The sequence below is a fragment of the Candidatus Fokinia solitaria genome (assembly GCF_003072485.1).
In the GTDB taxonomy this organism is placed as follows: Bacteria; Pseudomonadota; Alphaproteobacteria; order Rickettsiales; family Midichloriaceae; genus Fokinia; species Fokinia solitaria.
Genome location: NZ_CP025989.1, coordinates 420949 through 438400 on the forward strand (window position 1 = coordinate 420949; position 17452 = coordinate 438400).

Here is a 17452-nt window from a genome sequence, read left to right on the forward strand (position 1 = left end):
CCTTTATTTTGTGCGCACAAGATTTTTATTTGCTTCATTAGCTATTATGTTTAATTGCTTATCCTGTTTTGTTATACGTGCCAAATCTTCCACTACTTTTTTGAAATCATTACTTGTTATCGTTGTTTGTGTGTTTGAATCTTTTTTCGTCCCAAAAATCTTTGCTGCTGCTGCATCGCCCATCATCTCAAATGAAGGCATAGGTACTTCATAACCTTTTATCTCCGGAGAAGACTTTGTTGCGTTTGGAAGCGTATTACTTTTACCCAAATAGCGCGATGTTACTTTCTTAATTATGTGTAAAGCAAGAAATCCAGCCCCCATAAGTATTGCAGCGTGTGGTAAAAACTTCATATTTCCTAACAATTTTGTCATCGATAGTGCTTTTAAACCGACATATAAGCCTCCTACCGTTGCTGCAGCACTTACTCCTGTTACGGCATATTTCATTGCCATTGCACCTGTACGTTTAGCTCTACTGTTTTCATATTCTATGATGCATGGTGATACAGGAGATTGATTTGGAGAATACTGCTTAGTGCTACATATTTCTGCAGCAGCAGCAGTTTTTGCCATATTTTCAGGATCATTAATCTGTAATAGCATGGCTACTCGTGGTATATCGACAGGAGCAATATCAGCAGAGTTAAGAGAGATTGTTGTTACTGTTCCATTTCCTGAGACAGTATCTTGTAATTCTTGATATTTCTCACTGAGCGAAAGTGGTTTCTTTAGCGAAGAGAGTGTATTACTACCTCCGGATAATGTGTTTGCATCGGTATAATTAAGAGGACTAGAGTGTACAGATTTCTTACATTTTTCTACATTACTATTAACTGTATTATAAAATTCCTGTAATTTTGGATTTTTAAGCAGTTCATCTTTATTTGGGCTTGTATCGGGAATTGTATAGAGTAATTTATTCAGTAGTACGTGAGAATAATATGCGAGTAAGCCATTACTTATAGCACTTTTTGAATCAGTACCTGGTGCAGGTTGTAACGAGTTATATTCCTTCGTTACATTATCGATCATCTGATTCAAAGTCTCAATCTCTTCATTCTTCTTCTTCTCAGGTACTGAAGAAGAAATTGGCGTAATATTTCGCATCATAGAATCAAATTTTCCTTTTATATCTGATATTGCAGCTTGTGGCGATTGATTTTGTGACGTAACTTGTTGCATGACGACGATTTAGTAAATATTTCTTTTTTCAATTCTATCTTCTCTTTAATAAAATTTCAATAAGAAATTATATCATTTAATTATTTATCAATCGCTTTCAAATGGCTATGCACTCTGTAAACTATTTCGCTTCGTGCTAAAAGAGAGGTAATAAGTTTTATATCTGGCCCATTGCTTTCTCCAAACATAAGACTTCTTCTGATGCACTGTATCAAAGCACCTTTCTGTATTTTGACAGAAGAAGCAAGAATAAATAATGCATCAAGTATTCCTTTTATTTCGTTTAAGGAAACTTGCTCACTATTGTCATTTTGTAGCAATATCAAGAATTGCTGTAATATAATACGGCAAGCGTCTTTATTTTCTTCTACTATGTGAGTGATAGCATCCTTATTAAAGGGCAATATATATTTTTCGACAAATAGTACTAATTCTTCAAGAGTATAAAATCTATCAACCAGTTCTTTGCAATTTATCGTTAGCTGTAACTTATCCATGTATAATTCATTCTGAATAAGAGAAGCTTTCGTACTATGAGTGCGCAACATCTCAATACAAGCGTGAAGTAAATCTTGTGGAGATGCATTTTTAATGTAATGGAGATTGATATTACGCAATTTAGCTATATCAAAACGAGATGGAGATTTAGAAATTTCATCTATGGAAAATTTCGATAAAAGCATGGAAATATCTGCTATTTCTGTGGTACCATCTCCCCCCCATCCAAGTCTTATAAGATAGTTGCGTAAAGCTTCCGGGAGGTACCCCATTTTTTTATACTCTTCTACAGATATAGCGCCTTTTCTTTTAGATAATTTATGTCCATCCATATCGTGGATTAGAGGGATATGAGTGTATTTCGGTATATTCCATTTCATACCGTTATATATGAGAATTTGACGAAATGTATTAGAAATATGATCATCTCCTCTGATCACATGGCTGATATTCATATCGTGATCATCTACTACTACCGCAAGCATATAAGTAGGAGTACCATCAGATCTAAGCAATATCATGTCGTCTAATTCACTGCATGTAACGGTGAGTACTCCTCTTACGGTATCAGTAAAGGATACATACTCTGCATTATGTGCACAGTGTGACACCCTCAATCTTATTACTGGACTACGATCTTTTATTGGCGATGGAGGTACAGCTGCACTCCATGGACTGATAAGCTTCTTTGTAGGGTGTAACTGATGAAAGTCTTCTATCTCCTCTTTTGACATATAGCAATAATACGCCGCCCCTTTCTCCACAAGAGAATGTGCAACTTCTTGATGTCGAGTTTTATTGAGAGATTGAAAAACTGTTTCACCATCCCAGGTTATACCTAACCATAACATGCTATCTAATATTGAGCTGAGCGCATTTTCCTGCAGTCTCTGAGAATCTGTATCTTCTATTCTTAGTAGAAATTTTCCTCCATCCTTACGAGAAGTAAGCCAGTTGAAAAGTGCTGTACGTGCAGAACCTATATGCAGATATCCACTAGGAGAAGGCGCGAAACGAGTTACTGTCATGACCAAAATTCTAATCCTAATTTTTCGTAAATCGTCCTCATAATAGGGAAGACAGAACCAATTACCTCAGCTTTATAAATAAAGAGTAATGTAAAGAGGTTTATAAATAGAAGTAGTAGCAAAAAGCCACAGACGACATTAAATATCATCTTCATTGCTTTTGAGTCGCTTTCCCTTGCAACATACTCAGCATTTTGAGGTATAACTGAGTGTACTGCATCATATTGCTCGGTGAGTTCTGGAATAAGATCTGACGCTTCTGCAAGCCATTCATGTTCGCATACGCCACATCGTACAAATCTTGGATGATCTACTAATAGAGTATTCTCAGATATTCTGAATACTGCACCACAGTTATCGCAGCGTATGTTACTCATCTTTTTATAAATGGATACATCGTTAGTCGATGCAGTAAAGTACATCGTCAATAAGCGAAATTGTATAATGATTACGGTAAAACTTCAACTATCCTGCTAAATGCTGCTTTAGTTGATATATGTAAAGATTTTTCCAATATCACTGTGAAAATAAGTATAAATATTTCAATTCTATTTTGTAGTTGTGATTGACATTAATAACGCTATTTAGTACGTTTGGTGGTGAAGACCCCTTCGTCTAGCGGTTAGGACACCACCCTTTCACGGTGGTAACGCGGGTTCGATTCCCGCAGGGGTCACCATACTTTCGATTGATATCGTAATCTACTTTGCGCTAATATTTCAGAATTGCGCCACCGAAAGTCATTCCTGCGCCTGCTGATAGTAGCATGACAGTGTTTCCTCTTCTAAGCTTTTGACTCTTTACTGCTTCTTCTAATGCCAATGGAATAGAAGCTGCAGAGGTGTTTGCATGCTTTTGTATAGTTGTCATAAATTTATCAGTATCTACTCTCAATATATCAGCAACATTGTGTATAATTCTGATATTCGCTTGATGTGGAATAAACAAATCTATATCCGTTAAAGCTATTGAAGTTTTTTTCGCTAAAGAGTTTGCCATTTGCACCATACCATTTATGGCTTTCTTAAAAACATCTCTTCCATTCATGTGTAGTTTACCACTTCCTAAAGGAGGATCTACGAATAGCGAACTAACTCCTTCTGCTTCAGTGACAATGTCTGTTTTTACAATACCAGCATTTTCACCAATATCTGAGAAATCATCCGCATTATCTGATAATAATACCGCAGAGGCACCGTCGCCAAACAGTATACACGTATTTCTATCACTCCAGTCTACAAGTTTAGACATAGTATCAACACCGACAAGAAGCGCTCTAAAAGGCGCTGAAGAAGACTGTTTATGAAGTGTATGCAGTCCATTTATCACATGTAAGCCATATGTGAAGCCTGAACACGCCGCTTGAAGATCGAAGCTAAAGCACTTACCGTTCTTGATATCAAGCTTATTCTGAAGCATGTTAGCGGTAGACGGAAATGATGAATCTTGAGTTGTAGTCGCAACTACTATGCAGTCAATATCACTAGGAGATATTGTTGTAGTACTTTCAAAAACTCTTTTGCATGCATTATACGACATCAATGTGGTAGTTTCACTCTCTCCATCAGCTATATACCTTTGTGTTATCCCTGTTCTGCTTGTAATCCATTCATCGTTTGAATCTATTGTTGCTACGATATCAGCATTTGTCACGCATTTTGCGGGAATATATGAAGATACATTCAGTATGGATAGAAGCATTGTACTTTCGATATATTATTAATATGCGATAAATTCTATCACAGAGTGCTTATAATAACTATATTAATCAAATTCCGGCTCTGTTTTTACTTTTATCCCTGTAGTTCTTTCCAGCATCGTATTTTCTTCTCTAAGCTTTATTAATTCCAAGCAAGCTACGACCCCTTCTCTACTACAGATAATCACTTCTTCTTCGTTCATTTTAGGATCGATTACGGTTATGCCAATTGGCATATTTTGAATTGTCGCAAAATTTGTAATGCTGTTGATTAAGTTACAGATAACTGAATACTTATCAAATACTGAAGGAAATGGTATTACATCACCTATAACGATTATTACACCTAGCAATTCTCTAGACTCAAACAGTATGTTCATAAAAACGGAAGCTTCAAATATCCTATTTTTTAAGGCATACACTTCGGGTTCTATCTTACTTGATGCCAATATCTCTTGAATGGTACTGATAGAGCGTATGAGAAGCTTACTTTCTTCTCCTAGTACTAACATCAAGACTCTGTTTATATACATTAAAACATTAACATTTATTGCAATGCGATCTACTTTAGCGTTACTATATCCATAGTAAAGATATATCATCTTCTTTACACTGTATATTCGAGAGTCTTGTGTTGTTTTGGAATGAAATTTTCTTCAATTTCATGAAAGATATAGCAGTTTCACAGGTAAATAGTAGTAAAAGTATATAATCATATTTTAGCTTCAAAAGTGTGACTGATGGAAGGAAGTTTCGTTTTATTTCGCATGATATTACCACTGAAATGTGTACGACGGAGCATGCGCTAAGATATTTGTGCGCGGCAGCAAGAGATAAGGAAACGATTTTGTTTATCTATGGAGAGACTTGTAGTGGAAAATCCGATTTCGCAATGAAGCTTGCGAATATGTTTCCAGCATGCATTATTAATGCCGATTCTACTCAAGTATACAAAGAAGTAGATGTACTTACAGATCAACCATCGAATAGTATCAAAAGTAGAAAGTCGCACTACTTATACGGCTTTTATGATGTTTTGAATAAAAAACGCTTTTGTGTTGCAGATTGGTTTTATATGGCATTGGAAGAAATATCATATGCAAGCGAAAATGATGTCACTCCAATAGTGGTAGGAGGCACAGGACTTTACATGTATGTTCTCCTTCATGGTCTACTATCTGCAACAAAGGAAGGAGTGAGGCAACTTATTCATAAAGGATTAAAGGAGCGTTATAAGAAAGTTGTATGCGCATGGCTTCATCCCGATAGAAGATTTTTATATGATAAAATAAATTACAGAACGAGTACTATTTTACATAATGGCGCTATCGAAGAAGTAGAAAATCTCATGAAGAGAGCTTATAACAGCAACTTTCCGCTAGAAGACATACCGCGTATTATAGGATTGCACGACATAATAAAACACCTCCAAAATGAACTATCATATACACAACTCTTAGAAAGAATGCAGCAAAAGACGAGAAATTATGCTAAGAGGCAAGTAACATGGTTTTCACATAAGATGATCCCCGACATCATCGTAAAAGTCTAATTGGTGCAAAAATTGCAATTAAGGAAAAATTCTAGTGCAACTTATATTTTAACTTTCGTCTGCTTTTTTAACTCCAGCAGTACGATGTACAACCCTTCCCTTTCTCAAGTCATACGGACTTATCTCTACTGTTACCCTATCTCCTACCAATATCTTAATTCTGTTCTTTCTCATCTTTCCAGAAGTATAAGCAATAATCTGATGCTGATTATCTAACTCCACTCTAAACATGGCATTAGGTAAAAGTTCAGTAACCTTACCATGCATTTCTATCATATCATCCTTACTCATCTAGATATCGCATACATAAACAATTACAAAGAAAAACGGCACGTCTAAAAGGATTTGAACCTTTGACCTTTACCTCCGGAGGGTAACGCTCTATCCACTGAGCTATAGACGCATGAGACACTTACTATAAAAAACTTCATGAAGATCATCAACTTCAAGATGAGAATTCAGGAATTTGCTGCCCTTCTTTGAGAGTTACAATAGCTTTCTTATAACCGGAAACAACGCCCTTTTTACCGCGAAATACTCTCGTAGAAGGCTTCACATTAATCACATTTACTTTATCAACGCCTGCACTTAAAAACTTCTCTACCGCCTTTTGTATAAGTAATTTTGTGGCATCTTTTGACACAACTAAGACGTACTTTTTCTTATCCTTTTCTCCATCTTTTGAAGTTACCTTCATGTTTTTCAGCAATTCGGTTTTTTCCGAAAACTTCACGCTCTTTATAACGTCATACAGACTATTGATCGGCATATCTAATATGATTTTAGCATATAATATCTCACGTAATGTACACGTAAAATTGCTCTTTCGCAATTAGTATTTACTTATAGGCGTGTCATGTATACCATCGGCAAAAAATTTTACTCGCATATGGATAAGAGATTTTTTACCGTTCTACTACTCTGCGTATCCTTCTTAATAGGATGGCAGATGTTTGTTGTGCCATTCTTCACAAAAGATGCTGAAAAGCAAGAGATCTTAGCAAAGAAGTATGAATCTTTAGATCAATCATCAGATCTTGCTATTGATGCAAGCATTCATTCTCCTCATGATACTACTTCTATCGATATAGAAAATGATTACGTAAGAGTGCAAATTAATCCACTTGGTGCAACTCTGAGTGAAGTAAATTTGAAGAAATTTCTCGATGATAGTGGTAAGGAAATCGAACTTTTATACGATCACTCTCCTAGAGATTACAAAGGTACCGTAGGATTTTCGTATGATGCCGCTGTTGAACAATCAGACTTTTACCCTTCTTCTCAAAGTTTATGGAATATTCATAAAATCGCTGAAAATGCAGCAGTTCTACAATTTCAAAATAAGTACGGAATAAGATTTTATATATCGCTTGAACTCGATGAAAGCTATATTTTATCCGCTAAATATTGGTTTGATGGAGACTCTTCTATGAAGATTTCAGCTTATCCTTTTATGAAATTTCAAAAAAATACCAAAGAGTATCAGTACTCTATAATGTATTCTAAGAATGATAAGTTATACGAAATAGGACAATCAGATGATGAAAGATTAACAGCGAATGATGTTAAATGGCTTGGCATTGGAGAAAAGTACTGGCTATTAGCTACATTCTTTCCTCAAAAAGGCAATATGAAGCTTATGGTTAAATCAGTAGAAGCGGAAGGAGTGAAATTAATAGGATATAGAATTATGCTAAGAGCTGACGAAGCCCTCTTACCTAATAAAAAGTCTGAAATATTACTATTTATAGGCCCTAAGCAACATGCGGTAATACAACAATGTGAAGAAGAATACTCTTTAGCTTTGTTTCATAAAAATATGGATTTCGGAATATTATACTTCATAGTAGTACCGATATATAAGCTCTTGATAGGAATTAATAAATTCACCAACAATTTTGGAATATCTATCATATTTCTTACGATCATAATAAAGACTTTATTAGTACCTATTGCTTACTCTGGTGCAAAAAATACTAAGAAAATTAGCCTTGTTGCGCCGGAAATAGAGAAGATTAAACAGCAATATGGAAATGATAAAATAGGCGCGCATAACGCTACGATGACATTGTATAAACGCTATAAAATAAAACCGTTACGTACATTGTTGATGCTCTTGATACAACTTCCAATCTTTTTCTCGCTGTATAAGATTTTCTCAATCGCGATAGAAATGCGACATGCTTCATTTGCCTTTTGGATTACTGATTTATCGATACCTGATCCAAGTAATATATTTAATCTATTCGGATTATTGGACTTATCTCTTCCGAGTGGACTACGCTTAAATCTGCTTTCCATACTCATGGCTGGCACATTATTCATACAGCAGCAGGTACAAGCATATGGAATACCGCAAAGTCCAGAGCATAATCTAGCATTTAAAATAATGCCTATCATAATGCTTTTCATCTCACTGTCATTTCCTTCCGGGTTAATGATATACTGGATTACTAGTAATGTATTCTCCATTGCACAGCAGTTTTGTATGCGTTATGCATTGAACAGTATAAAGCTGTAGATGAGTAAAACGCTGATAAATAGCAGAGAAATATCTAAGATATTTAAAATACTTCAGCTTTCCATCTCAAAGCCAGAAATAGAGCTTAATTATCATAATCCATTCTCGTTACTTGTAGCTGTTATACTATCAGCACAAAGTACTGATATAATGGTCAACAAGATTACAGATAAGCTATTTAATATAGCAAAAACTCCCGAGGAATTTTTAAAGCTTGGAGAAGAAGGTTTGAAGCAGTATATTAAATCTATTAACTATTTTAACGTAAAAGCTAAACATATTACTCAATGCGCTGCACTGCTTCTGAATAGAGACATGCCAGATACTCTTGAAGAACTTGTGAAACTTCCTGGAATTGGAAGAAAATCCGCTAATGTAATATTAAATGTGATATTTCACAAACATACGGTAGCGGTAGATACTCATGTATTCAGAGTTTCTAACAGAATTGGACTCTGTAGTACACAAAATCCATTTCAAACAGAAATTATATTAGAAAAGATAATACCAAAACGCTTTCTAAAAATTGCGCATCATCTTTTAGTTTTGCATGGAAGATACACATGTAAAGCGAGAAAGCCACTATGTTTAGAATGTAAAATTAATAAATTATGCAAAAAACTTCTTTGAAAAATTTCAAGGTTATTCTCTCTTTCACATTTAAAGCATTTCGATGTTTTAATAGTAATTTATGTGCCATTTATTAAGCGTAAAGCTTGCAGCAAATGAAGATTTACGATAAACAAACGCCAAGACCGTTTATAAAATGGGCAGGAGGAAAAAGAATGATATTAAACGAGCTTCTTACCGCTTTGCCAGTAAAAATAAACGATTATTATGAACCTTTCGTAGGTGGTGGTGCTTTATTTTTTAAAATTTATAAAACAGCTAAGTATTGTTATCTTTCAGATTTAAATTCAGTTCTAATTGGCAGTTATAATGCAATAAAAACCGATACTGTAACGCTTATCAAAAAGCTACAGTATCACGCGTTAAATCATACGACAAAATATTATTACGAAATTAGAGAGCATTTCTCTCAATCAGACGATTTGATAGAACGTTCAGCTAAATTTATATATCTTATGAAAACGTGCTATAATGGACTTTATAGAGTCAATAAGAGCAATAAATTTAATACTCCTGCTGGAAATTATAAAAATCCCGGCATTTGCGATAGTGCTAATTTATACGCTGTTGCCGAGGCACTTCAAATGACTGATGTTAGCTGCCAAGATTTTGAGTATATTACCCCTAAAAAAGGCGATTTTGTCTACTTCGATCCACCGTATCACAGAGTGCAAAACAACTCTTTCGTAAAATACACCGATATTGGATTTTATGAGCAAGAACAAGTAAAACTTAGAGATTTTGCGGTAATGCTTGGTAACCGAGGCGTAAATGTGATGATCTCAAATTCTGATACTGCTTTTATCAGAGAGTTATATTCTAATTTTAAAAGCCGTACAATCCTTGCGCCAAGGATAATAAATTGCAAAACAAGTAGAAGAAGTTCTGTTTTGGAAAGGTTAATCACGAATTATTAAATTTGAATCGGTAATAATTTCTCCGCCTTTTGATACGATCTCATTTACATTTTAGCGCTAATAGTTCCGTTGAGATTGTTAGCGCACTTTTCATTTTTCAAATGAGTTAGAGATAGCTACTTCTTTTCAATTATAAGTGTTCATCATTTTTTCAGAAATATGATAGTTGATTTTTTGATATCTTTTGAATATCTAAACTCGATACCAACTTCTTTCTTAGAGAATTTTTCCTTAAGCTTTCGCAAAAAACTCCCTACGCAGCAAATTAATCACAAACGAATTTCCAGCTATAAAGCCACTTGTACATAGTGATTCGGGATCACTTAAGTATTCTCCAGTAAGTGGAGAGATGAATTTATAATTTGATTGCTTTAATATAGCAAATCCTGCTGCAACGTCCCATATTTTACATGAGTAGTGCATTACCGCAACAGCCTTTCCCGTCAATAAATATATCATATCTGACACTATCGAACCGCTAATACGTAAACAACACTGAAATGCTTTAATTTTTTCGAGAGTAGCATTAAATTGCGCTGCTTTATCACTAGTGTGATCCATATCTTCTTTCGGAAAGGAAAACATAAAAATACTGTGCGCCAAAGCTGTCTTTTCTAACTTACCAGCAATTTTGTTATGCAGCTTTACATTATTACCGTTTTTATCTGATAAAAACGCACCTTCTAATGTGCTAAAATATGCTTCAGATAAAATCGGCAAGTATATAACACCAACAATTACATCACGTATTATCGCTTTGTCATTTTCTACATTGCCTCTAGCTAGAGCTAGCGATATTCCTATAAGCGGATGATGATTTATAAAGTTTGTAGTACCATCCAACGGATCTAGTACCCAAATCAAATTTTGATTCTGCGCTTGCATATTGCATGTATATGCAATGTCAGAATTTTCCTCTGTCAAAAAATGATACTTATACCCTGCACTAAAAAGTTCTTTTACAATATTGTTTTCCGAGTATAGATCTGTCTTCGTAAAAAAACTTGCCACTCCTTTTGATTGAGGCCTATTCTCTCCTTCGTAGAAATCTCTGCTAACATAAGTGCCGGCTTTTCTCACAGCAGCTAACATTGTTTTTAGAGCGTTATCTAGCATGCAACGGCATAAAGAGTATTATATCACTGGTATTTTACTCCACTTCAGATCTTTATAAAGGGAGATATTAATAGAAGTAATATAGTGAAGGATGCTTTCAATATCTATATCAAATGCATTGCTATCATGCAATTTACGTAGCAAGTTGTCTTTATATATAGGATTATGAAGATCGAGTGATATATCTTGTATGTTTACTATGAGTGCTATTCTCTGTAAAGTGCGCCATATACTGGTATTCAGCAGTTCATACTCTTTTAATCGCATTCTACTCATAGCGATAAAAAGCTCAGGGTTATTATGGATATTGTTAAATGAATCGCCTAGTAGTACAGGTTGATGCGTAGGTAATTCCTCATGCGCCATTCCATGAGGTATGAAAGAGATTTTTTTATGACTCCAAAGCATACCATCGTAGAATAATTCTTCCTCACGAGAGGTGAAAGAAACGAGTACTCTGCTGTACTTACTCAGTGCACCATCTATGATATTATATGTCATAGAGTGCTGCTCTACCGCATTCTGCGCAAGAAATAATGTCATCTCCATGGTAGTTACAGCGTATCAAACACATTTACATCATTGTTAATTCTCAGCTTAAAAAAAGCGCCTTCTCTTATTGCTGTAGTAGGAGTATTTTTCTTATGTATATCCACTTCTATTGCATGCTTAAAAGGATTTTCTGAAGATTTTATAATGTAGTCAGTGATAATTTCGTATATGGCATATGCGAGTCTCTCTATTGTATTGAAAGAAGCTTTTTCCGCAAATAAAAGTATTTTATCGCATAATGACTTATAGCATACGCAGGATGATATCCTATCATCTAAACATGCATTTGGTAGTGTGGAAAATTCTAGAGAAACATCTATCCATACTTCTTGTTTAAATTGCCTCTCTTCTTTAGAACATCCAAGATGAACAAGTAATGCGAGTTGTGAAATTCGCAATATTGCTGTAGAAAAATCTGATAGTCCCATATGCTAAATGAAAACTGCATCGTTCGTGTTGAAATCGTTCTACTCCAAGTTAAAAGAGTTCTCAATCTCTAACTCATTAAAGACTCTCTTTTCTAATGAGAATGATGATATCAGAAGTAAAATGCTACTTTCAGAGTTAGAGAGAGTATTGATAGAGGCAGATATCAGCGTGCATTTAGTACCTCGTATTACGCAACAAATAAAAGGTAACACATTTGAATCGGTAAAAGAGGAATTGAAAAGTAGTATTACGCAAATTTTGAATATCGTAGAGCATAGTAGCCCTCTTTCTAAAGCACTATTTGATAAGATTAAATTGAAGGAAAAGCACTACTCTATACTAATTTGCGGAGTAAATGGCAGTGGAAAATCTACAACAATAGCTAAAATCAGTAATCTACTAAAGTTGAATGAGTATAAGATTATAGTTGCGGCTGCAGATACATTTAGAGCTGCGGCAACTGAACAGCTAGAAAGGATGTTGTTAAAAGTCGGAATAGCATCTCAAGATATTTTTGCACCTTCTGGTAACTGCGATCCTTCATCGGTGTGCTATCAAGGCTTTGAAGAAGCAATAAATAAAGATTACGATATTTTTATTGCTGATACTGCCGGTAGATTGCCGACTAACGTTGATTTAGCGCGTCAATTGGAGAAAATGGCAAAAATTATGAATAAGCTGCATGTCAATGCGCCTTCAGAGGTTATTTTAGTAGTAGACGGCACTTCCGGACAGAATGTCTTATCACAAGTGTCTGCCTTCAATGAAATAGTGAAAATTAGCGGACTTATAGTGACAAAATTAGATAATAGAGCTAAAGGAGGCACTATCATTAGTGTCGTTGATAAATATAAAATACCTGTACTGGCTATATGTAGCGGAGAAAACATGAGTGCAATACAAAAATTTGATGTAAAAGAATTTGTTGATAATATGATACAATAGAAGACTTACTTGATGAGTCATTTACTATAATATAGGAAAATATTTCAGAATTTTATATATTATTAATATGAGTAAATATAGAAGATTTGCATTGAATAAACTGATTCGTAGCAAAATTAATGTTAACAGCGAACTCGTAAAACACGGCTGTAAGCTCGAATGCGTAGTACTTGAGGAAGATGAATATGAAAATAGCTTAAAAGCTAAATTAATGGAAGAAGCACAAGAAGTGATAGATTTTAAAGATAAAGAAGAATTAATAGAAGAAATAGGAGACCTACTAGAGGTGATAAATGCAATATCCTCTTTTTATAAGATATCGCGCAGTGAGATAGAAAGAAAAAGAGAAGAAAAGAAAGAGAAAAAGGGAGGCTTTGAAGAGCGTATATTCGCAAAATACCTTGATATACCAAGTGATTGTAGCACGATAGCATCGTACTATGAAGAAAGAGCGGAAAAGTACCCTGAAATAGAATTATTATGATATCTGATGTTATTCCTACTTGACATCAGAATAATGAATTTTCTACCATTCACCTTGTAAATTGAGGTCGTAACCTCTTTTTGTAACTTGCATAGATAGCGTTGGTGCGTACTGAGTGCGTTGTTATTTATGCTAATTTAAAACCAAACGCAAAATGACTACAGAAAATCAGAACGACAGTAAAGCTTTCTATGGACGGCTTTTCACCGTTAAATCCTTGTTAGAAGGAAATGTGCAATACGGACATTCTCCAAGAAGATGGAATCCGAAAATGGAGAAATATATATATGGAATACAAGGCGGAATGCACATCATCAATTTGAAGCTTACCGCGATACATCTCGAAAAAGCACTTCGTATACTAAGAGATTGTGCAAGTAAAGGAGGTAAAATACTGTTCGCTTCTACTAAAAAGCAAGCAGCTGGTATCGTATCGAAATATGCTATTGAATGTAAGCAATTTTACATGGAAGGTAGATGGCCAGGTGGAGTATTAACGAATTGGAAAACTTTCTCTACTTCGATATCAAAGCTGGACAAATATGATAAAATGCTAGAATCAGGTGAAAACAGTGCATTAACGAAAAAAGAGAAGCTGATCTTAAAGAGAGAATATGAGAATTTGCTAAAATTGCTTGCTGGTATAAGACATATGGGTGGCGTGCCAAGCATGCTATTCGTAATAGGTAATATAGAAACTAAGACAGCGATACAAGAAGCTAAGAGAATGAAGATTCCTATCATAAGTATAGTTGACACTAATGCTAATCCAGAAGGTATAGATAACATCATTCCAGGTAATGATGATTCAAGAGTAGCTATAGAACTTTATTGTAAATTGGCTAAAGAAGCTATTTTAGAAGGATTAGCAAATCCTACTAGTGATAGTAGAAGAAGCAGCTATCCTAAGAGAGAAAACTTTAGTAATGACAAGCAAAGAGGAGAAAAAGTGAAAAAGCTTCGAAATTCTGTTGTAGATCCTTCGAAAAATTTAAAACCTATTCTAGAAGTTGCAGAAAATGCAAAAGTTGATACCACAGAGGAAAGTAGTAAAAAAGCTGAGTAAATTGAAAAGGATTTGTAACTCACCTTTGTAAAAAAGCTGACTACAGCTCTTGCCTCATCGTGCGTTGATATTGATGAGGTAAGAGGTGGAAAAGTTTTCGATATGTTTAAAGAAAAACTTTCTTTTCATATTAGATTTTTTCGCAATATGCTAAGGTATTGAGTTGCATTTATCAGTGAATATCTGTATATTACTCTAAGCTTGATGAGGGTCTGCTCGGTATACTTTGCGTACATCGTTATGCCTCTCAACGTTCTAATATTTAAATTCTGATGTCAGAAGATAAAAAAGAGGTCAGTACGAGGAAAATACTTGGCTTAGGAAAGCTAAAGGTGAATGCCTTTGAAATAGCTCGAAAAATCATTGAAGAAGATACATCAGATGCACATGTACAAGAACCAGTAGTGGAGCAGCTTCCGCATGTAGAACATGCTGAAGAAAGCAGTAACATCCCTTACCATGAGAGATTAAAAGCCGCAAATGAAGCAGCTCTATCTTCTACTTCTGAAGTAACTTCTCACAAAGTTAGAAAAATAGGAAAGATTTCTTCAAATACAATTGCTGAAAAAGTTGTAAAATCTGACGAAATTGAAAAAGCTCTCGAAGCTGATCTTGATACAAATACCACACTTGAAAGTAGCGCTACTGACAGTAAAGCACTTGCAAAACAACAAGTGCGGCACCGCCCTCGCCTCGATTATAGTGCACCTTTTACGATTTCTGAAGATTCGATAAAAAAAGTCTCTTTAGCTACTATACTCAAAGGTGAGAAAAAGATTAAAAATCTCAATAAGAAACCTCAGCAAGAAGCTACTCCAGCAGTAGCAGCGCCGCAGCAACAACAGCCTGTAGCGCAAAAATTACATAAAGAATCGCTAAAAAGCAAAGTCAATAAGCATAAGACTTTTAATGAAGCTGAGGAACGTAAACGTAACGTCAAAAGAGTACATGATAATTTTAAAATCCATAAGATAAATACCTCTCAAGCTGCAAAATTACAAATCGATGAAATGACCGATTGGAGTGACATAGTGTCATCCAAGAAATTCAGAAAAGATAGAGTGAAGAAACATAAAACTTCAGCGCCTAAAATAATTAGAGAAATTCAAATCGGTACCTCCATTACAATAAGCGAATTAGCTTCTAGAATGTCAGAAAAAGCAGCAGATTTGATGAAAAAACTCATCTCGCTTGGAGAAAAAAAGACTATAAATGACACTATAGACTACGAACTTGCCGCTTTACTTATTGAAGAATTTGGACATAAACATACTAAAATTAGCACTTCCGCTTCTATACTGAATGATTATCTAGCTAGTCATTCTTCTGGTAATAAAAAAGTACGCCCTCCTATAGTTACGGTAATGGGGCATATAGATCATGGGAAAACAACGCTTTTAGATACTTTACGCTCTAGTGCGGTAGCGAAAAAAGAACATGGAGGTATCACACAGCATGTTGCCGCGTATCAAGTTACTGTCAAAAATGGACAAAAGATAACATTTTTGGACACTCCAGGTCATGAAGCATTTACTATGATGCGTGCACGAGGTGCAAGCCTTACTGATATCGTAGTTATTGTAATAGCAGCGGATGAAGGAGTAAAACAACAGACAGTAGAAGCTATAAGGCATGCTAAAGCATCAAATGTTCACATAATTGTAGCAGCTAATAAGATGGATAGTCCTAATGCGGATGTAACATTGGTGAAAAATGGATTACTTCAAGAAAATGTCATCCCGGAAGAGATGGGAGGAGATGTACCTATTATTCCAATTTCTGCTAAAACAGGGCAAGGACTAGATATCTTGCTTGATACTATATTAGCATATGGCGATATGCTAGACGTTCATGAAATTGATGGTCATGTTACTTCAGGTACAGTACTTGAAGCGAAAGTCACCAAATCTATGGGAACAATAATCAATGCTATAGTACTGAACGGAGTATTAAAAGTTGGAGATTATCTCAATATTGGACAAAAGCATGGCAAAATAAGACTAATGTACAATGACATTGGAGAAAGTATCACAGCAGCTACAGCTTCTACTCCGGTAAGTATAGTAGGACTGAATGATAGCTCCTCTGTAGGGGAGAAGTTCTATGTCGTGCCGGAAAAATTAGCTAAGGAAATTGCTAATCTTGCACAGAAAAGTGTAGTAGATGATACTGTAGTGCATAGAGCTACCTTCGACACGTTAGCAAAAAATAAAGAATATAGGATAATACTAAAAGCTGACGTAAAGGGCTCTCTTGAAGCTATACAGCATGCAATAAGTGGCATTCAAACAGATGAAGTAGATATACGAATTATGCATCTCGGCGTAGGTGCGGCAACAGAATCTGACGTCTCGTTATCTTCTACGTGTAATGCGTGCATCATATGCTTCAATACTACTCAGTGTAGTAGCGAGGTAAAAGGAATGGCAAAAACACTTGGAATTGAAATTAGTACATATAATACCATATACCAAGTACTTGATTTCATAAAAGAACAAGTATCGGGTATGATGAAGCCTCTAGTTACGGAAAAAGACATTGGAGAAGCCGAAATTAGGCAAATGTTTTCGGCAAAATCTATAAATATAGCGGGATGCAGAGTTCTCTCTGGAGTAATTAAATCTTCGTCTAAAGTTCGGATTACAAGAAATGGTAACATTATACATAAAGGCGCTATTAAATCTCTCAGAAAAGGCACAGAACATGCAAAAGAGGTATTAAATGGTGTGGAGTGCGGTATTTGTCTCGAAAATTATAATGATATTGCAGTTGGTGATGTGATACATGCATATGAGGAGATTGTAGAGTATCGTAAGTTATAAAATCTTTT

18 protein-coding genes and 2 tRNA genes are annotated in these 17452 nt (G+C 35.1%); 9 read left to right on the plus strand and 11 right to left on the minus strand.

Features of this window, described 5'->3' with window-relative positions; genetic code table 11:
• Positions 1 to 3 precede the first annotated feature (3 nt).
• From Fsol_RS01950 to Fsol_RS01960, 3 genes are all read right to left on the minus strand, one after another.
• Positions 4 to 1185, minus strand: coding sequence for a hypothetical protein (locus tag Fsol_RS01950; protein WP_108673221.1), 1182 nt, complete (start codon positions 1183 to 1185; stop codon positions 4 to 6).
• A gap of 80 nt (positions 1186 to 1265) precedes the next feature.
• A complete protein-coding gene (gene gltX / locus Fsol_RS01955) occupies positions 1266 to 2711 on the minus strand; it encodes a glutamate--tRNA ligase (RefSeq protein WP_108673222.1) in 1446 nt (481 codons plus the stop codon).
• The gene (locus tag Fsol_RS01960) at positions 2708 to 3088 is read right to left on the minus strand and encodes an MJ0042-type zinc finger domain-containing protein (RefSeq protein WP_158521616.1); all 381 of its coding nucleotides are present in this window, start codon (positions 3086 to 3088) and stop codon (positions 2708 to 2710) included. Before Fsol_RS01960 ends, gltX begins: the two co-directional genes overlap by 4 nt.
• Positions 3089 to 3315: 227 nt before the next feature.
• On the opposite strand from Fsol_RS01960, the gene Fsol_RS01965 reads away from it, so the two are divergent.
• Positions 3316 to 3390: transfer RNA gene (locus Fsol_RS01965), tRNA-Glu, on the plus strand.
• 32 nt (positions 3391 to 3422) lie between these two features.
• Here the strand turns inward: Fsol_RS01965 and Fsol_RS01970 are convergent.
• A complete protein-coding gene (locus Fsol_RS01970; protein WP_108673224.1) occupies positions 3423 to 4412 on the minus strand; it encodes a beta-ketoacyl-ACP synthase 3 in 990 nt (329 codons plus the stop codon).
• 63 nt (positions 4413 to 4475) lie between these two features.
• Positions 4476 to 5012 (minus strand): hypothetical protein, encoded by a 537-nt coding sequence (locus Fsol_RS01975; RefSeq protein ID WP_108673225.1) that lies wholly within the window; start codon positions 5010 to 5012, stop codon positions 4476 to 4478.
• 131 nt (positions 5013 to 5143) lie between these two features.
• Here Fsol_RS01975 and Fsol_RS01980 point away from each other — a divergent pair, with 131 nt between their 5' ends.
• Positions 5144 to 5962, plus strand: a complete 819-nt coding sequence (locus tag Fsol_RS01980) for a tRNA (adenosine(37)-N6)-dimethylallyltransferase (RefSeq protein WP_108673226.1) — start codon at positions 5144 to 5146, stop codon at positions 5960 to 5962.
• 48 nt (positions 5963 to 6010) lie between these two features.
• Here the strand turns inward: Fsol_RS01980 and infA are convergent, their stop codons facing one another.
• From infA to rplW, 3 genes are all read right to left on the minus strand, one after another.
• A complete protein-coding gene (gene infA / locus Fsol_RS01985) occupies positions 6011 to 6253 on the minus strand; it encodes a translation initiation factor IF-1 (RefSeq protein WP_108673227.1) in 243 nt (80 codons plus the stop codon).
• A 39-nt stretch (positions 6254 to 6292) separates the two neighbouring features.
• Positions 6293 to 6365, minus strand: a tRNA-Arg gene (locus Fsol_RS01990).
• Positions 6366 to 6407: 42 nt separating this feature from the next.
• Positions 6408 to 6731 (minus strand): 50S ribosomal protein L23, encoded by a 324-nt coding sequence (gene rplW, locus Fsol_RS01995; RefSeq protein WP_108673228.1) that lies wholly within the window; start codon positions 6729 to 6731, stop codon positions 6408 to 6410.
• Positions 6732 to 6851: 120 nt separating this feature from the next.
• On the opposite strand from rplW, the gene yidC reads away from it, so the two are divergent.
• From yidC to Fsol_RS02010, 3 genes are all read left to right on the plus strand, one after another.
• Positions 6852 to 8483, plus strand: a complete 1632-nt coding sequence (yidC, locus tag Fsol_RS02000) for a membrane protein insertase YidC (RefSeq protein ID WP_158521617.1) — start codon at positions 6852 to 6854, stop codon at positions 8481 to 8483.
• Positions 8484 to 9113 carry an endonuclease III gene (gene nth, locus Fsol_RS02005; RefSeq protein ID WP_199405091.1) on the plus strand — a complete coding sequence of 210 codons (630 nt, stop codon included), beginning with the start codon at positions 8484 to 8486 and terminating at the stop codon, positions 9111 to 9113.
• Between the two features lie 95 nt (positions 9114 to 9208).
• Positions 9209 to 10030, plus strand: a complete 822-nt coding sequence (locus Fsol_RS02010) for a DNA adenine methylase (protein WP_108673230.1) — start codon at positions 9209 to 9211, stop codon at positions 10028 to 10030.
• Between the two features lie 231 nt (positions 10031 to 10261).
• On the opposite strand, the gene Fsol_RS02015 is transcribed toward Fsol_RS02010, so the two are convergent.
• The 3 genes from Fsol_RS02015 to Fsol_RS02025 are packed head-to-tail and all read right to left on the minus strand — an operon-like array spanning position 10262 to position 12126.
• Positions 10262 to 11146, minus strand: a complete 885-nt coding sequence (locus Fsol_RS02015; RefSeq protein WP_108673231.1) for an inositol monophosphatase family protein — start codon at positions 11144 to 11146, stop codon at positions 10262 to 10264.
• Positions 11147 to 11164: 18 nt separating this feature from the next.
• The gene (locus tag Fsol_RS02020; RefSeq protein ID WP_108673232.1) at positions 11165 to 11695 is read right to left on the minus strand and encodes a DNA polymerase III subunit chi; all 531 of its coding nucleotides are present in this window, start codon (positions 11693 to 11695) and stop codon (positions 11165 to 11167) included.
• Between the two features lie 5 nt (positions 11696 to 11700).
• Positions 11701 to 12126: a dihydroneopterin aldolase gene (locus Fsol_RS02025; RefSeq protein WP_108673233.1), complete on the minus strand. Its 426-nt coding sequence runs from the start codon at positions 12124 to 12126 to the stop codon at positions 11701 to 11703.
• A 25-nt stretch (positions 12127 to 12151) separates the two neighbouring features.
• On the opposite strand from Fsol_RS02025, the gene Fsol_RS02030 reads away from it, so the two are divergent.
• From Fsol_RS02030 to infB, 4 genes are all read left to right on the plus strand, one after another.
• Positions 12152 to 13072: a signal recognition particle receptor subunit alpha gene (locus tag Fsol_RS02030; RefSeq protein WP_158521618.1), complete on the plus strand. Its 921-nt coding sequence runs from the start codon at positions 12152 to 12154 to the stop codon at positions 13070 to 13072.
• A 67-nt stretch (positions 13073 to 13139) separates the two neighbouring features.
• Entirely contained in the window at positions 13140 to 13556 is a 417-nt protein-coding gene (locus tag Fsol_RS02035) for a nucleoside triphosphate pyrophosphohydrolase family protein (protein WP_108673235.1), read from the plus strand.
• Positions 13557 to 13710: 154 nt separating this feature from the next.
• Positions 13711 to 14622: a 30S ribosomal protein S2 gene (rpsB, locus tag Fsol_RS02040; protein WP_108673236.1), complete on the plus strand. Its 912-nt coding sequence runs from the start codon at positions 13711 to 13713 to the stop codon at positions 14620 to 14622.
• A 272-nt stretch (positions 14623 to 14894) separates the two neighbouring features.
• Complete coding sequence (infB, locus tag Fsol_RS02045; protein ID WP_108673237.1) at positions 14895 to 17444, plus strand: translation initiation factor IF-2; 2550 nt, start codon at positions 14895 to 14897, stop codon at positions 17442 to 17444.
• The last annotated feature ends 8 nt before the right edge of the window (positions 17445 to 17452 follow it).

Coding starts and splice junctions, on each gene's coding strand:
- Fsol_RS02010 (WP_108673230.1), top strand. CDS start 9,209: ATGAAGATTTACGATAAACAAACGCCAAGACCGTTTATAAAATGGGCA.
- gltX (WP_108673222.1), bottom strand. CDS start 2,711: ATGACAGTAACTCGTTTCGCGCCTTCTCCTAGTGGATATCTGCATATA.
- Fsol_RS01960 (WP_158521616.1), bottom strand. CDS start 3,088: ATGAGTAACATACGCTGCGATAACTGTGGTGCAGTATTCAGAATATCT.
- rpsB (WP_108673236.1), top strand. CDS start 13,711: ATGACTACAGAAAATCAGAACGACAGTAAAGCTTTCTATGGACGGCTT.
- infB (WP_108673237.1), top strand. CDS start 14,895: ATGTCAGAAGATAAAAAAGAGGTCAGTACGAGGAAAATACTTGGCTTA.
- infA (WP_108673227.1), bottom strand. CDS start 6,253: ATGAGTAAGGATGATATGATAGAAATGCATGGTAAGGTTACTGAACTT.
- Fsol_RS02035 (WP_108673235.1), top strand. CDS start 13,140: ATGAGTAAATATAGAAGATTTGCATTGAATAAACTGATTCGTAGCAAA.
- Fsol_RS01950 (WP_108673221.1), bottom strand. CDS start 1,185: ATGCAACAAGTTACGTCACAAAATCAATCGCCACAAGCTGCAATATCA.
- rplW (WP_108673228.1), bottom strand. CDS start 6,731: ATGCCGATCAATAGTCTGTATGACGTTATAAAGAGCGTGAAGTTTTCG.
- Fsol_RS02015 (WP_108673231.1), bottom strand. CDS start 11,146: ATGCTAGATAACGCTCTAAAAACAATGTTAGCTGCTGTGAGAAAAGCC.
- nth (WP_199405091.1), top strand. CDS start 8,484: ATGAGTAAAACGCTGATAAATAGCAGAGAAATATCTAAGATATTTAAA.
- Fsol_RS02025 (WP_108673233.1), bottom strand. CDS start 12,126: ATGGGACTATCAGATTTTTCTACAGCAATATTGCGAATTTCACAACTC.
- Fsol_RS02020 (WP_108673232.1), bottom strand. CDS start 11,695: ATGGAGATGACATTATTTCTTGCGCAGAATGCGGTAGAGCAGCACTCT.
- Fsol_RS01975 (WP_108673225.1), bottom strand. CDS start 5,012: ATGATATATCTTTACTATGGATATAGTAACGCTAAAGTAGATCGCATT.
- Fsol_RS01970 (WP_108673224.1), bottom strand. CDS start 4,412: ATGCTTCTATCCATACTGAATGTATCTTCATATATTCCCGCAAAATGC.
- yidC (WP_158521617.1), top strand. CDS start 6,852: ATGGATAAGAGATTTTTTACCGTTCTACTACTCTGCGTATCCTTCTTA.